Origin of the sequence: Bacillus sp. FSL W8-0629 (assembly GCF_038593225.1) — a bacterium.
GTDB lineage: Bacteria > Bacillota > Bacilli > Bacillales > Bacillaceae > Bacillus > Bacillus altitudinis.
On the sequence record NZ_CP151975.1, the window covers coordinates 303595 to 318137 of the forward strand.

14 protein-coding genes are annotated in these 14543 nt (G+C 42.9%); 12 read left to right on the plus strand and 2 right to left on the minus strand.

The genetic code is table 11. The annotated features are described in order from the left end of the window. Nucleotides 1–94 precede the first annotated feature (94 nt). Both NSQ17_RS01695 and NSQ17_RS01700 read left to right on the plus strand, forming a co-directional pair. Nucleotides 95–523, plus strand: coding sequence for a cell wall hydrolase (locus NSQ17_RS01695; RefSeq protein ID WP_008342138.1), 429 nt, complete (start codon nt 95–97; stop codon nt 521–523). A gap of 112 nt (nt 524–635) precedes the next feature. Beyond that, nucleotides 636–1418 (plus strand): glucose 1-dehydrogenase, encoded by a 783-nt coding sequence (locus NSQ17_RS01700; RefSeq protein WP_017366553.1) that lies wholly within the window; start codon nt 636–638, stop codon nt 1416–1418. Between the two features lie 19 nt (nt 1419–1437). On the opposite strand, the gene NSQ17_RS01705 is transcribed toward NSQ17_RS01700, so the two are convergent. Then, nucleotides 1438–2478, minus strand: a complete 1041-nt coding sequence (locus NSQ17_RS01705; RefSeq protein ID WP_216895570.1) for an acyltransferase family protein — start codon at nt 2476–2478, stop codon at nt 1438–1440. A gap of 213 nt (nt 2479–2691) precedes the next feature. Beyond that, nucleotides 2692–3684 (minus strand): LLM class flavin-dependent oxidoreductase, encoded by a 993-nt coding sequence (locus NSQ17_RS01710; protein WP_340940493.1) that lies wholly within the window; start codon nt 3682–3684, stop codon nt 2692–2694. A 417-nt stretch (nt 3685–4101) separates the two neighbouring features. Between NSQ17_RS01710 and NSQ17_RS01715 the strand changes: the two genes are divergently transcribed. The 10 genes from NSQ17_RS01715 (at nt 4102) to NSQ17_RS01760 (ending at nt 14147) form a co-directional block, all read left to right on the plus strand. After that, nucleotides 4102–4704, plus strand: a complete 603-nt coding sequence (locus tag NSQ17_RS01715; protein WP_008342134.1) for a TerD family protein — start codon at nt 4102–4104, stop codon at nt 4702–4704. A 20-nt stretch (nt 4705–4724) separates the two neighbouring features. Beyond that, complete coding sequence (locus NSQ17_RS01720; RefSeq protein ID WP_008342133.1) at nt 4725–5306, plus strand: TerD family protein; 582 nt, start codon at nt 4725–4727, stop codon at nt 5304–5306. 41 nt (nt 5307–5347) lie between these two features. Then, the gene (locus NSQ17_RS01725; protein WP_007498343.1) at nt 5348–5926 is read left to right on the plus strand and encodes a TerD family protein; all 579 of its coding nucleotides are present in this window, start codon (nt 5348–5350) and stop codon (nt 5924–5926) included. Between the two features lie 140 nt (nt 5927–6066). Next, nucleotides 6067–6846 (plus strand): TerC family protein, encoded by a 780-nt coding sequence (locus NSQ17_RS01730; RefSeq protein WP_007498342.1) that lies wholly within the window; start codon nt 6067–6069, stop codon nt 6844–6846. Between the two features lie 82 nt (nt 6847–6928). Beyond that, a complete protein-coding gene (locus NSQ17_RS01735; RefSeq protein WP_342467778.1) occupies nt 6929–8122 on the plus strand; it encodes an HpcH/HpaI aldolase/citrate lyase family protein in 1194 nt (397 codons plus the stop codon). Next, a complete protein-coding gene (locus NSQ17_RS01740; RefSeq protein WP_342468077.1) occupies nt 8106–9437 on the plus strand; it encodes a phosphoribosyltransferase family protein in 1332 nt (443 codons plus the stop codon). The genes NSQ17_RS01735 and NSQ17_RS01740 overlap by 17 nt, the downstream gene beginning before the upstream one ends. Then, the gene (locus NSQ17_RS01745) at nt 9430–10539 is read left to right on the plus strand and encodes a cysteine protease StiP family protein (RefSeq protein ID WP_335352436.1); all 1110 of its coding nucleotides are present in this window, start codon (nt 9430–9432) and stop codon (nt 10537–10539) included. The genes NSQ17_RS01740 and NSQ17_RS01745 overlap by 8 nt, the downstream gene beginning before the upstream one ends. After that, nucleotides 10536–11351, plus strand: coding sequence for an HAD family hydrolase (locus NSQ17_RS01750; protein WP_342467780.1), 816 nt, complete (start codon nt 10536–10538; stop codon nt 11349–11351). The genes NSQ17_RS01745 and NSQ17_RS01750 overlap by 4 nt, the downstream gene beginning before the upstream one ends. A 70-nt stretch (nt 11352–11421) precedes the next feature. Continuing rightward, nucleotides 11422–13038: a YceG family protein gene (locus tag NSQ17_RS01755; protein WP_024719001.1), complete on the plus strand. Its 1617-nt coding sequence runs from the start codon at nt 11422–11424 to the stop codon at nt 13036–13038. Nucleotides 13039–13052: 14 nt separating this feature from the next. Beyond that, nucleotides 13053–14147 (plus strand): toxic anion resistance protein, encoded by a 1095-nt coding sequence (locus NSQ17_RS01760; RefSeq protein WP_024719000.1) that lies wholly within the window; start codon nt 13053–13055, stop codon nt 14145–14147. Nucleotides 14148–14543: the final 396 nt, after the last annotated feature.

The window sequence follows — 14543 nt, forward strand, 5'->3', positions numbered from 1 at the left end:
CTCGACACGGAATGTGTCTTTTCCCTTCAAAATGGCAGTCATCTACACAGAAACCCTACATAAAATAAAAGAGAAATGAATGGGAGGTGGATGTATGGCAGTGGTAAGAGCGACAAGCTCTGATATTGATTTAATGGCCAGACTGCTGAGAGCCGAAGCGGAAGGTGAAGGGAAACAAGGGATGCTGCTTGTAGGAAATGTAGGCATCAATCGTTTGCGTGCCAACTGTTCTGACTTTAAAGGGCTGCGTACGATTCCACAAATGATTTATCAGGAGCATGCGTTTGAGGCAGTCACGCATGGCTATTTTTATCAGCGAGCACGAGAAAGTGAAAAGACACTTGCGCGGAGGAACATTAATGGTGAACGATTTTGGCCTGCGAAATTCAGTCTTTGGTATTTCAAACCGCCTGGAAATTGTCCATCCACTTGGTACAATCAGCCGTTTGTGGCAAGGTATAAGTCACATTGCTTTTACCAGCCCACAGCTGAAACATGTGAGAATGTTTATAACACCTTTTAGCTTGATGAACAGCACAATCCTTTGTATTCAAGAGGATTGTGTTTTTCTTTTTTTCAAAATGGGTAACCATTGTGTATCAACAAGATGAAGCACGTGATTGGAGGAAATGAAGATGTATCAAGATTTAAAAGGGAAAACAGCCATTGTGACAGGTTCTTCTAAAGGTATAGGACAAGCCATCGCCTTGAGATTTGGACAAGAACAAATGAACGTGGTTGTGAATTATAAAGGTGATGAAGAGGGGGCTGAAGAAACAGTACAAGCCATTCAACAGCATGGAGGTAGGGCGGTGAAAGTACACGCAGATGTCTCCAAAGAGGAAGGGATTCAGGCGTTAATGGATGCTGCGCTGGAGAATTTTAACGCACTAGATGTGTTCGTCAATAATTCGGGATTTAATGGTGAAGAAGCAATGCCGCATGAAATGACGTTGGAACAATGGCAAAAGGTCATTGATGTGAATATCACAGGCTCATTTTTAGGAGCAAAGGCAGCAATCGCCTATATGATGGAGCATGATGTGAAAGGATCAATCTTGAATATATCCAGTGTCCATCAAGAGATCCCGCGGCCGTTCAATGTTCATTACTCTACTTCTAAAGGAGGAATGAATATGATGACGAAGACGCTGGCTCTTGATTATGCCGAAGCGGGTATTCGGGTCAATGCGATTGCACCAGGTACAATGGCAACGGAATCAAATGACGACCTTCAAGATGAACAGAAAAAACAAAAGCAGCTTGAGAAAATTCCAATGAGAACGTTTGGCGATCCGAAGGAGATTGGATCCGCCGCTGCATTTCTCGTATCGAAAGAAGCGGCCTATATTACAGGTACTACATTATTTGTTGATGGAGGAATGACACTTTATCCATCTCAATTAAATGATGAATAATAGAAAAACATCCGCCCCATTAGCCGGCGGATGTTTTTTCTTTGTAGCGGTGTGCTGACTTTGCTGGTTTGCCGAGCAGCATAGGATACTTGCTCAAGAAAGAGATACATGGCACCATGAGCAGCAATGTACCGATCGTATAAAAGAGCGTCCAAGAAAGCTGCGCTGTATCAGAGATATTGATGCCTAGTCCGTAATAAACAAATGCCTTCATGATATCGATACCGGCAAATTGCAGAACGAGAATCACAATGGAATGACGTCCGAGATACGTCAATATCGTGGACGTTTTCAATTTGAAGCTTAAATAAATAACAGCAGCTGAACCGAGCAGTGAACAAGCATAAAAAATGAATAGATCCCCATAGTCATTGACCCGCATATCAATTCGTGAATTGAAGCTTTGCATATATGCAGTCAGTACAAGCAGACCTGTACATAACAGAAGGGTAGGATCTGTTTTTAATTCCACAAACCATTGTTTTGCTAAAAATCCGATTGAATAAAACACAACAGCCGTTAACGCAACGTTGGCATTCCAAGGGAGACTCTGGTTTAACAATAGCGTGGAAGCATATCCGGCTCCGCCGCAAAGGACGGTCAGTAAAATCAATACAGCTGGTTTTCCTTTTGTCAGACGATGCATCAAGAAAAACAACATTTCCACTAAAAAGAGCGTCGTTAAAAACCAGATGGCTGGGTTATGCGTCAGTCTTGCTTCATCGGCATTTGAAATGAAAATCCCTGTAAAAGGAACGAAGGGATCAATATCTGTTTGCCCCTTAAAGGCGAAAAATCGGGTTACCGTGAACCAGAAAACGTACGTAATAATGGAGAAATAGAGATAAGGTAAGAGCAAGCTTTTTGCTTTTTTCTGTATAAATGACATAGCAGGTTGTGAGGATGATCGAAACATCATACCTGATAGTAAAAAGAAGAGAGGCATATGAAAAGAATATATAAATTGCTTGAATGAATCAGGAATGGGTACATGTGCCATAACGACGAGCAGAATGCCGATTCCTTTAGCCGCATCCACCCAGTCGAGTCGCTTATTCAAGGCCAGTCATCTCCTTCCTTCTCAGCATTGTAAACCGTTACTTCATATGTACCTCTACTATATAAAAGGTACACCTACCATGCGTTTACAGTTCGCTAACGATTAGAAGACACATTTGCGATCAGATGACAGAAGGAAGCTTTTTGACATCTCGATGTTACATTTCCCATTTTTTATAACAATGTAAAAAAAGAAGCCAATGAAAGATTGGCTTCAAAATAGTTCTGCGATTCGTTCAAAGGAACGCTGTTTTTCCATTGGATCAAATGAATTGTTTAATATCATGATCTCGTCCGTTTGATAGCGGTCCATTAAGATTTGTAGCTGTTCTTTCACTGTTTGCTTTGAGCCAACAATCATTCGCTGGCGGTTTTGTAACAATTTTTTCTTTTCTTGCTCAGTGTAATGATAGTTCTCTGCTTCTTCTATAGAAGGAACGCGACTGTCCAGCCCTTTTTCAACCCGAAGTAGCCATAAATCTGTACTGGTGGCAATGCGGCTTGCTTCCTCGTCTGTGTCTGCGCAGATCACAAAGACAGCAAACATAGACTGAGGCTGACGTGAGAAAACGGATGGAGAAAAGTGTGACCGATACGCTTCAAAAGCTTGCCGGCCTCGTGCAGGATGAATAAAATGTCCGAAAATATAGTTGATTCCAAGTGATGCCGCCTGGATGGCACTGTTTTCCCCGAGTCCAAGCAGCCAGACTGGCGGATAAGAATCAACGAGCGGAGCCGCTTTCACTCCTGCATGCCGATGACCAGAAGGCAGGCTGTCAGATAAGTAAAAAAGAAGGTCCTCCAGCTGGCGGTCAAATTGAGATAGTTCTTTCTTCACGCCGTCTGTCAAAGCAAGTCTCGTCCGTTCAATTCCGCCTGGGGATTTACCAACCCCGATCTCAATCCGCCCAGGGTAAAGGGCTTCAAGCTGGCGGGTGACTTCTGCTACTTTAAAAGGGCTGTATTGCGGGAGTAAAATACCCCCAGAGCCTGTGCGCAAAGTCGATGTGTGTGAAGCAATATGTGCCATTAATATTTCAGGCGCTGTACTCGCGAGTCCTCTCGTGCTGTGGTGTTCAGCAAACCAATATCGCTCATACCCCAGTGTTTCCGCAAGCTTGGCCAGCTCTGTCGTATGAACCAATGTTTCTTGTGCGGATTGGCCTTTAGGGATGGCGACTTGATCTAATATATGAAGTGATGGCATCATCAACACCCTTTCATCAATACGTTGAATTCTATTCATAAGTATAAAGAAAGTCAGGAACGGAAGGAAATGAAAGGGTTTATCACAGCTATGTACATGAATTTTCTATATCAACATATGAAGCGGCATCGATCCCTTCGTTTAAGCGAGAGGCTGTGTAACGGGAACATTCGACAATGTTTCACATGAAACACTTCTTTTACGACATGAATCATTTTTGTCATGGATCTTTCTTTAAAAAAATATCATCATATTGAAACCTCTTTTATACATAGATCGTATATACTAGTAAATAGAAAAAAGAGTAAGAGGCTCCAATGTCATTTCATGAATTTTGTCGAATTTTCATGTATGATGATTTTAATAGGGTCCATCGCTTAATAAATAGATTTTTATTATGCTGGAGGAGTGATTGATTTGGCGATTACATTAGAAAAAGGTCAACGTATTGATTTAACAAAAGGAAAAGCAGGACTAACCAATATTCTAGTTGGACTTGGCTGGGATCCTGTGTCACAAGGCGGCGGTTTTCTTGGAAAGCTGTTTGGCGGCGGAGGCGGCGCTGATATTGATTGTGACGCTTCAGTGCTGATGCTGAAAAATGATAAGTTTGTTGAAAATAAAGATTTGATTTACTTTGGTAACTTGAAAAGCAAATGCGGTAGTGTTGAGCATACAGGTGACAACCTAACAGGTGAAGGAGACGGAGATGATGAACAAGTCCTCGTCAACTTAAGCAAGGTGCCAGGCAATGTGAATAAATTGGTGTTCGTTGTGAACATTTATGATGCACTTAGAAGAAACCAACACTTTGGTATGATTCAAAATGCTTACATCCGAATTGTTGACCGTTCAAACAATCAAGAATTAGTGAAATATAATTTGAAAGATGAATATGCAGGTAAAACATCATTAATCGTTGGAGAGCTTTATCGCCACGAGAATGAGTGGAAGTTTGTAGCTGTAGGAAATGGTACAAACGATGCGAAGCTTGCCGATATTACGAGAAACTACATTTAATTAGAAGGGAGAGGTTCCTAGTGGGAATTTCTTTAGCGAAAGGTCAAAAAATTGATTTAACAAAAACGAATCCAGGTTTAACAAAAGTAGTCGTAGGTCTTGGCTGGGATGTAAACAAGTATGATGGCGGACATGACTTTGATCTAGACGCAAGCGTATTCCTTTTAGATGCAGCAGGGAAAGCAAACTCTCCATCTGACTTTGTCTTCTACAATCAAACAACTGGCGGTGGCGGAAGTATCGTACATACAGGCGATAACCGTACAGGTGAAGGAGACGGAGATGACGAGCAGGTCAATGTTGATCTTTCAACTGTACCAGCAAGTATTGAGAAAATCTCCTTCGTCATTACAATCCATGATGCAGAAGCACGCAGCCAAAACTTTGGACAGGTGTCTAACGCTTACGTCCGTATTTTAAATGCGGCATCAAATGAAGAGCTCATTCGCTATGATTTGGCAGAAGACTTTTCAATTGAAACAGCGATTATTGTAGGTGAATTATACCGTCATGGCGGAGAGTGGAAATTCTCAGCTGTTGGATCAGGCTATCAAGGCGGACTTGCCCGCATTGCAACAGACTTCGGCTTAGATATCGGGTAACGCCCGTTTTCATATTTTCAGAAGATAGGAGAGATACGAATATGGCGATTCAGCTTTCAAAAGGACAACGTGTCGATTTAACGAAAACCAACCCAGGGCTGACAAAAGTGATGATCGGACTTGGCTGGGATACGAATAAATATTCAGGCGGAGCCGAATTTGATTTGGACGCTTCGGCTTTCTTAGTAGATGCAAACAATCGTTGTCAACAAGATACAGACTTTGTGTTCTATAATAATCTGCAGCATCCAAGTGGCAGTGTCACTCACACCGGTGATAACCGTACGGGTGAAGGAGATGGAGATGACGAGCAAATTCTCGTTGATTTCTCGAAAATTCCTGCTAACATTGATCGTATCGGAATTACAGTTACGATTCATGATGCAGAGGCACGCAGCCAGAATTTTGGACAAGTCTCTAATGCATTTGTTCGTGTTGTAAATGAAGAGGGCGGGGAAGAATTGATTCGTTTTGATTTAGGCGAGGACTTCTCAATTGAAACAGCTGTCGTTGTATGCGAACTATATAGACACGGCAGCGATTGGAAGTTTAACGCAATCGGAAGCGGATTCTCTGGCGGACTTGCAGCTCTTTGTCAAAATTATGGGTTAGAAGTGTAAAGAGAAGAAACAACTTCATTCAAGAGGCGCTGCCAATGACTCATATGAGGGTATTTTCCAAAGTGAGAAAGAAACAGCGATCAAGAATAACAGCAGGCGAAAGCCTGCTGATGCTTCTACACTTATAGGAGGAAAACCAGTTGGACATTTTGAAACATATGTTGGACACGTATGCCTCGTTTTTTGATTGGCATATGTGGGCAGAGGTATTAACAAACCCTGTCTCTTGGGGGCTTATTGGGACCCTTGTCGTGCTTGAAGGTTTGTTGTCAGCGGATAACGCACTTGTATTAGCTGTTATGGTGAAACATTTACCTGAAAAGCAGCGTAAAAAGGCATTAACCTACGGATTAATTGGCGCTTATTTCTTCCGTTTTCTATTTATTGGCGTAGGGATGCTGCTTATTAAGTTTTGGTGGATTAAGGTACTAGGCGCTGCATACTTAGCTTGGCTGGTCATTAAGCACTTCTGGTTAGGTGACGGAGATGACGAAGCGAAGGAATTGAAAAAAGAAGGCTGGATGATTCGTGTATTTGGCGTCTTCTGGGCAACTGTTATTTCTGTAGAAATTATGGACCTTGCCTTCTCGGTAGACAGTATTCTTGCTGCATTCGCTGTATCTGAGGAAGTATGGATTCTTCTTTTAGGTGGAATGCTTGGAATTCTCATGATGCGTACAGTGGCACAATTATTCCTTGTGCTCATCGACCGTATACCAGAGCTTGAGAATACGGCATTTATTCTCATTGGAATTATTGCCATCAAAATGGGCTTAAGTGCTGCTCATATTGAAATCCCGCATCTTGCATTCTTTGCGATTATTATCCTAGCGTTTATCGGAACGTTTATTGTTCATAAAATCAATAAGAAGAAGCATCAAGGTGTAACAAACGAAGCTGCGGCTTCAAAAGAAGAATAGGACGATCAAAAAGGAATGGAGTTGACTAGCGGCTCCATCCTTTTTTGAATCATCAAGTCATTACAACAGGAGGTGGCACTGCATGCGATATTTTCGTTTTTTATCAGAGACGAGGCAGCACGATATTTTTTTAAAGCGGCCGGCGGCAGTTCATTCATTGACGCCAAGGCATGTACTTGCGCATGCATTAGGTGCTACTTTGTATATGCCTGCGACAAGACAGGATGTAGCAGACATGCTGCTTTCGCAGAAATATGAAGCGCTTTGCTCTGTTGTGTTTTGCTTGGAGGACGCCATTGGTGATCAGGAAGTGGACATGGCTGAACAGAATATAGTGGCACAATTGACCTGCCTTTCTGAGACATTTCATCACTCTCCAGAAATGGCTGAGCATTTGCCGCTTTTATTTATTCGGGTTCGTTCGCCCAAACAGTTGCTCAAAATGGCAGATTTGCTCGGTCCCTCTCTTCATTTACTGACTGGTTTTGTGTTTCCAAAGTGCTCCGTTCACAATGCAAAGGAATATGTGGACAGTTTGAAACAGGCTTCAGCACAAACTCAGAAAACACTATACGGAATGCCCATTTTAGAAACACCAGATTTACTAGAAAAAGAAACGAGATATCAGGTGTTGTCTGAATTAAAGCAGATCATGCTGAATGATGAGGAATATATTTTGAATATTCGCATTGGGGCAACGGATCTGTGTGGATTATACGGCATTCGCCGTGATCGCGAGACCACCATTTATGAGATCAGAGTCATTGCTGAGTTGATCACAGATATCATCAATTATTTTGGTCGTTCTTTTGTGATATCAGGAGCTGTATGGGAGCATTTTGGACCGGCACGAAAAGAACAAAATCCATTCATCCGTGCAATTTCTAAGAGCGGTGAGTCTTCCTCATCTGAACTCGATCATATGCAAGGTCTGCTCAAAGAGACAAAGCTGGATGTGGTAAACGGTATTCATGGCAAGACAGTCATCCATCCAACACATCTCAAGCCAGTTCAAAGCATGTACGTTGTCACAAAGGAAGAGTACATGGATGCATTAAGTATTTTAGAACATGCAGATGGTACAGTCGGCGTGATGAAGAGTACCTTCTCTAATAAAATGAACGAAACGAAGCCGCACTATCGCTGGGCGGAAAACATTTTAATGAAGTCAGACATTTACGGGGTGTTTCATGAAAATAGAAGCTATATCGACATACTCACAGAATCAGAAGCCGCATACGCTGAACATCTTGGAACATATGGAGGTGGAGCTTAACCTCAAAGAGGGTACGCTTCAGCTTGAAAAAGAACATCTTTTTGACATGGCGGCACGGGTGAACAAAAAGAGAGCCTTTTTATTTGTTAGTAAGGTGCTCGGGAAACATATGCCTGTTCACCCGTTGAAACCACTCCTCGTCTCAGGTCTTTTGGCAATGGCTTATGCAAAAGAACAAACAGGCAAGACGCCCCCGCATCAAGACGATATAGTAGAAGCACTAAAAACGAATGATCATGTTAAGTTAACCGAAGCCTATGCTGCGCTCAAAAAAGAGAAGCTTTCGGCGGTAAACGAGCCGATTGTGATCGGCTTTGCTGAAACGGCAACTGCGCTTGGTCATGGTGTGTATGACGTCATAGAAGGAGCATCTTACATTCATACGACACGTGAACAGCTGTTGGATCTTGATCCTTCACTCGTATTTGAAGAGGAACATTCTCATGCGACAGATCAGCTTTGCTACGCAGACGACGCCTTACTTCGGACGGATCGTCCGATTGTGCTAGTAGATGATGAGGTCACGACAGGCCGGACAAATATGAATATCATTCGGGATCTGCACGCAAAGCACCCTAGATCCTCTTATACGATTCTATCCATTTTAGATTGGAGAACAGAGGAGCACGAGGAAGCGATGCTTCAGCTTCAAGAGGAGCTAGGTGTAAATATCACATCATTATCTTTATTAAAAGGGCAGATGATGTTTCGGGGGACAACGCTGGATGAGCCTGCTTATTCGTATGAAATTGCTGCGCAAGAGAAAAGACCTGAACTCTCTTTTCATTCTCTTCAATCCTTCTTTAAGCAAGTGCCATATTCACTTTCCCATGCAGTCAATCCGGCGGGGCATTCGCCGTATATCCATGAAACAGGTCGTTTCGGTTTAAGCGCAGCGGACACGGACGCCATTGATCAAGCAGCTGTTGAGGCTGGGCTGAAGCTTCAGCGAAAACGAAAAGGAAAACAGACACTCTGCTTAGGAACAGGAGAATTGATGTATGTGCCGATGAGACTTGCAGCTCATATGGGCGAAGGTGTCCTTTTTCATTCGACGACAAGAAGTCCGATTCATCCGGTTGAAAAGGAAGGGTACGCTGTCCAAAACGGATTCACATTTTTGAGTCCGGAGGATGCCCGCATTCAGCACTACGTGTACAATATCCCTAAAGATCAGTACGATGATGTCTTTTTGTTTTTTGAGAAAAAGGTGTCTCAAGAAGCTTTGATGCCGCTGATCCACTTATTTGCTGAGCGGCATGTGAAGCATGTGCATATTGTGACTTTATCAGATGAGGTGAAGGTGAATGGCTAACGTGTATACAAAGATGGGAAGCTATCCAGAGCAGGACGTAACCTTCTTACTCAAGGATTTATCGTCGATTGAGATGGAGAAAAGTACTGAGGAGCGGGAGCGCTCTATTCAGAGCGGTGCCCATTACTCAGAAATGCTGCCAATTGAATATAAGCCGACGGCATCTTATATGGACTTATTCTATCAATCTCTTGAAGAAAGTAAGCAAAAGGTAGCGGAAGCCGTATCGGTTGTCGCAGAACAAATTGTGAAAAAGCGAGGTTTTCAAACCGTTCTGTGCAGCTTGGCACGGGCTGGGACACCAATCGGGGTGCTCATTAAACGGTATATCAGAAAGACGTATGGTCTCGATTTGCCGCATTATAGCATCTCTATTATTCGTGACCGTGGAATAGATGAAAATGCGCTACATTATATCCTCAAAGAACATCCAGGTTTTGAGATTGCCTTTATTGACGGCTGGACCGGAAAAGGTGCTATTTCTAAAGAGCTTCAAAAAGCGGTGCTTGATTTTGAACAGAAATATGGAATTCGTCTTTCGAGTGAGCTAGCTGTGCTTGCTGATCCTGGTTATTGTACGAGTGTTTACGGAACGAGAGAGGATTTCCTCATTCCAAGTGCCTGCTTGAATTCAACGGTCTCTGGTCTAGTTAGTCGAACGGTGCTAAACAACCGCTGGATCCATGCCGATGATTTCCATGGGGCCAAGTATTATGAAGAGCTCATTGATGAGGATGTCTCTAATCTGTACGTGAATACAATTGAAGAAGCATTTTCTGAACTTAAGGCAAATGTACAAGAGAAAGCAGAGACCCTGCTCGCACAAGGAACGCCTCCTGACTGGCGGGGGATGACCTCCATTGAAGCAATTGGTCAGGAGTTCAAAATAGACAATACACATTTGATTAAGCCGGGTGTCGGTGAGACGACCCGTGTGCTGCTCAGAAGAGTCCCTTGGAAAATACTCATTCAGCCTGGATCTCGGGAGAAGCTCAAGCACATTTTACTACTCGCAGAGGACAGAGGCGTGCCCGTCATTGAATATGCCAACATGTCCTACACATGCTGCGGACTCATCCGCCCATTGGAGCAATCGTCATGAAGAATATCGCATTTGCCAGTGATTTAGACCGGACACTGATATACTCACATCGAATGCTGGAGCAGTATGCATACAAGGGAGCATACGAATTAATTGAGGTGCTGGACGACCGGCCGCTTTCCTACATGTCGATTGAAACGAAAGCATCCTTACAGGCAATTCATCAAGCAGGCTGGTTTATCCCAGTGACGACAAGAACGACAGCACAATTTGAACGAATCACTCTCTTTCAGCAAGAGATTAAACCAGAGTATGCCATCACGACAAACGGCGGCTGTATTCTTCATCACGGTAAGCCGCTTGAGGAGTGGCAGGCGATTGTAGATGAGAGACTGCAAGAGTGTATGCCAGTGATAGATATGCTGCGGGCGATCTCTGAACTTCCGGTTGCCGCTTGGGTGAAACGTACTCGAACAGCTGAGGGAAGATTTCTTTATTTAATTATGAAAGACGAGTTTCTTTCTCATATTCCGCTCGCTGAATTAAGGCTGTGGGGTGAGGAGAGAGGCTGGCAAGTTTCTCTTCAGGGCCGAAAGCTGTATTTTATTCCAAAGCCGCTCAATAAGTGGGCTGCTGTTGCTTTTCTAAAAGAAAGGCTACACCTTGAATATGTATATGGTGCGGGCGACTCCTTGTTAGATGCTGATCTCATACGTCAAGCGGATAAAGGCTTCGCTCCGAGTCATGGGGAAGTCTTAGATGTTGATCTATCGCTTGAACCGACGACAGCCTCTGGCATGGCGGCGGCAGACGAAATCGCCGCTTCTGTCGCAAAGAAGATGAACACAGCAAAAAAGCCTTCGATTCGATAGCAGAAGTAGAAGGCTGAATGATATGATAGTAGTAGCTTTCGAGAAAATATAGGAGAAAGGAAGGAGCGGCGTGAGTTATAAAGAAATCAATGTAACCCAGACACGGGCGAAACAGGAAGCCTGGAAAAACCTGCTGAAAAAGCCGCTCCCTGAACGAGACGGCTACGTCAAGGACGAGCACACCTTATCCTTGCCGCGTCTCGCCGCCCGTGTCCTTGGAACTCCGCATGATGCAACCGATTATTTTATTTATTTACATGAATTATACGAAACTGACGGCATGCATATTTTAAGTGAAACCCTCAACCGGCATATTGAGCCGGAGCACTTTCAAGCGCTCCAGCGGATTCATATGATCAATCAGGAAGAAAAGGGATTGTCCGTGAATCGATTTGTGGCTTTCTTAGACGGTGAACAGCTCATTGTCCGTCATCCAAACCCAGTGATGAACCGGCATATTCGCCTTTCGTTAATCCAGGTGTTTGAACATTTCAAGCAGTTGCATGAAGGGGGATTCCAGCATCCTGATTTCCGCCGCGTGCTGCTAGATGTAGTGAAGTTTTCAAATAATCATCTAGGACCATGGCTGAAGGAAGTCAATATGGAAGAAAAAATGCCAGCTGTCATTTGGTATGGAGAGGCGAATAAAAGTCAGCTTTATTTTCTTTACTATGTCATGCTGATTGGCTGTGATGTGGTGCTGTTTCATCCAGAGGGCAAGGATCAATTTCGTGAATTAGATCCAGAAGAAAAGCTGACTTTTATTGATCAGTATCCAGGGACGTCAAAGCTTGAACCGTTCCCTACTGAAAAGCCTGAGAGGAAATCAACGGTGGCGTACCGTTCGACAAGAGAGCTTGAAGAGGTACTTCACACAGAAGATTCCATGCTGTATAAGCCATGGCAATTCAGAGATCATACCCCTCATTCTATTACGCTAAAGACAACGTATGATGAGCTGTTTTTAATTGCAAAGGAACGGTCGTTTATCCGCCCGAATTTCAAAGCAGACCGTGACACCATACAGATTCCGAATCTTTTTGCGAAGATGATGGGGGTGACGAGAGACAAGCGAGAATATTGGGACCGTATCCATACGCTAATGGAGGGGAAAGAAACGAAAACGATCCGTCATTTCCCTTTCACACAAGAAGTGTCTTCGAATTATCAATTTCATTATCAGCATGCACTCTCTAAAGCAGGAGAGGTTGACCCTGATTTGTTAATGAAAAGCAATGTGTGGCAGTTCTCGCATTTATATGAGGGCACCCAGCGTGCGATCGCAGAGGCCATTTCTCGAATTTGTCAGCATCCGAAGCTGTTAAAAGAAGGTCATGAGACCGAATTAGATGTGCGTATTTATTTATTCAAGCAGCTTTTGCATATGAACCAAGATGTAATTGAACTCATTCAAACCTTTGATTATGCCCAGACTGTACCGAAAGTGATTTTATACCATACGGAATATAATGGTGAGCTGACTCGTTCTGATGCGGCTGCCCTGATTTTCCTAAATGAAATGGGTGTGGATCTCTTCGTGTATCATCCCGCCGGCTATCAGTGTATAGAGCGGTATATAGACGATCAATTATTTGATACACATTGGCTTGATGAAATGGTCATGAACCAAGAGTTTAAAGAGCCGTCCATTGTGAGAAAGTTATTTCAATCCATTAAAAACCGATAAGGAGATCAAAGCTTATGACAAATACAAACGGAAATGACATCATTTCAATTGATAAAGAGGAAATCACGATTGAAAAGGCAGACGATATTCGCGTTCAGCTGCGCAATGAACCAGAAGTCCAAAACATTGCGAGACAGATTGATGCCAAAAATCAGCTTGAACTGCTTGAATACGGAAAACAGCCGGCTGTCGAAATCTCTAAGTTTTCTGACCGTATCCTCTCTATGATGCGTTCAACAAGTGTCACAGACTCAGGAACGATGCTTACACAGCTTGGAAAAATTATGGATCGTTTTGATAAAAATGATTTTGACGAGCCAAAGGGCGGTTTGTTATCAAAAATCTTTAAACGCGGCGGCAGCATGATTGAGAAGATTTTCAGCAAATATCAAACGCTCGGTGCAGAAATTGAAAAAATCAATGTGGAAATTAGTAAATACAAAGATGAAATGACCAAATCGACGGTTACGCTTGAAGAAATGTATGAGCATAACATTCAATACTATATGGAGCTTGAAAAGTATGTCGTCGCAGGGCAAATGAAGATCGAAGAATTAAAACAATTGGTTCCTTCTTATGAAGAAAAAGCGGCGGGGGGAAACCAGCTGGCACAAATGGAGCTAGATACGCTTCGTAATGGAATTCAAGCGCTTGAAGAGCGTGTATATGATCTTGATATGGCACGGATGGTGGCACTTCAAACGGCACCACAAATCCGTTTGCTGCAGCGTGGTAATACGAAATTAATCGGGAAAATTAACTCTGCCTTCATCATTACGATTCCAATTTTTAAAAATGGAATCATTCAAGCGGTAACAGCGAAGAGACAAAAGCTTGTGGCTGATTCCATGAGTGAGCTGGACAGAAGAACGAATGAAATGCTGAAACGAAATGCTGAAAATATCTCAAGTCAAAGTGTTGAGATTGCTAAATTATCAGGTCGTCCAAGCATCGACATTGAAACGATCGAATCATCCTTTAATACGATTGTACAAGGGATGAAAGAGACGAAGCAGATTGAAGAAGAAAACAAACGATTACGTGAGGACGGAACAAAACGTATGCTTGAACTTCAAGATAATATTAAGAGAGCTGCCCTAGAGTCCTAAAAAAACAGGCTGTCTGTAACGAAAGTTGCAGGCAGTTTTTTCATGAATTTGATTAAAATTTGAGAAAAAAGGTTTTTATGTGACCTTTTTCGGGTAAATCCTGTTCAGGGGCATGGTTCATCCATGAAAGAAAAAGCCCGCTACCACAAGGATTCGACTTATTTTTTAGCACAATAAGGAATTTCCAGTAAAATATTGTCTGGTGAGAGAAAATACCCCGTAAAATATGTAGTTTATGAAGCATTCTATAGGATTTACGAGTAATACGGCGTATAAACTGTAATCACCAGACCTCTATATGGAATTCATACATATTGTACGGAAATAAGCGAATTCTAAAGATTGTTCGCATCATAACGCTTATGTTACGGTTATAAAGATGCTAATTTGGAGGGA

Coding starts and splice junctions, on each gene's coding strand:
- NSQ17_RS01750 (WP_342467780.1), top strand. CDS start 10,536: ATGAAGAATATCGCATTTGCCAGTGATTTAGACCGGACACTGATATAC.
- NSQ17_RS01745 (WP_335352436.1), top strand. CDS start 9,430: ATGGCTAACGTGTATACAAAGATGGGAAGCTATCCAGAGCAGGACGTA.
- NSQ17_RS01760 (WP_024719000.1), top strand. CDS start 13,053: ATGACAAATACAAACGGAAATGACATCATTTCAATTGATAAAGAGGAA.
- NSQ17_RS01735 (WP_342467778.1), top strand. CDS start 6,929: ATGCGATATTTTCGTTTTTTATCAGAGACGAGGCAGCACGATATTTTT.
- NSQ17_RS01700 (WP_017366553.1), top strand. CDS start 636: ATGTATCAAGATTTAAAAGGGAAAACAGCCATTGTGACAGGTTCTTCT.
- NSQ17_RS01695 (WP_008342138.1), top strand. CDS start 95: ATGGCAGTGGTAAGAGCGACAAGCTCTGATATTGATTTAATGGCCAGA.
- NSQ17_RS01740 (WP_342468077.1), top strand. CDS start 8,106: ATGGAGGTGGAGCTTAACCTCAAAGAGGGTACGCTTCAGCTTGAAAAA.
- NSQ17_RS01725 (WP_007498343.1), top strand. CDS start 5,348: ATGGCGATTCAGCTTTCAAAAGGACAACGTGTCGATTTAACGAAAACC.
- NSQ17_RS01710 (WP_340940493.1), bottom strand. CDS start 3,684: ATGCCATCACTTCATATATTAGATCAAGTCGCCATCCCTAAAGGCCAA.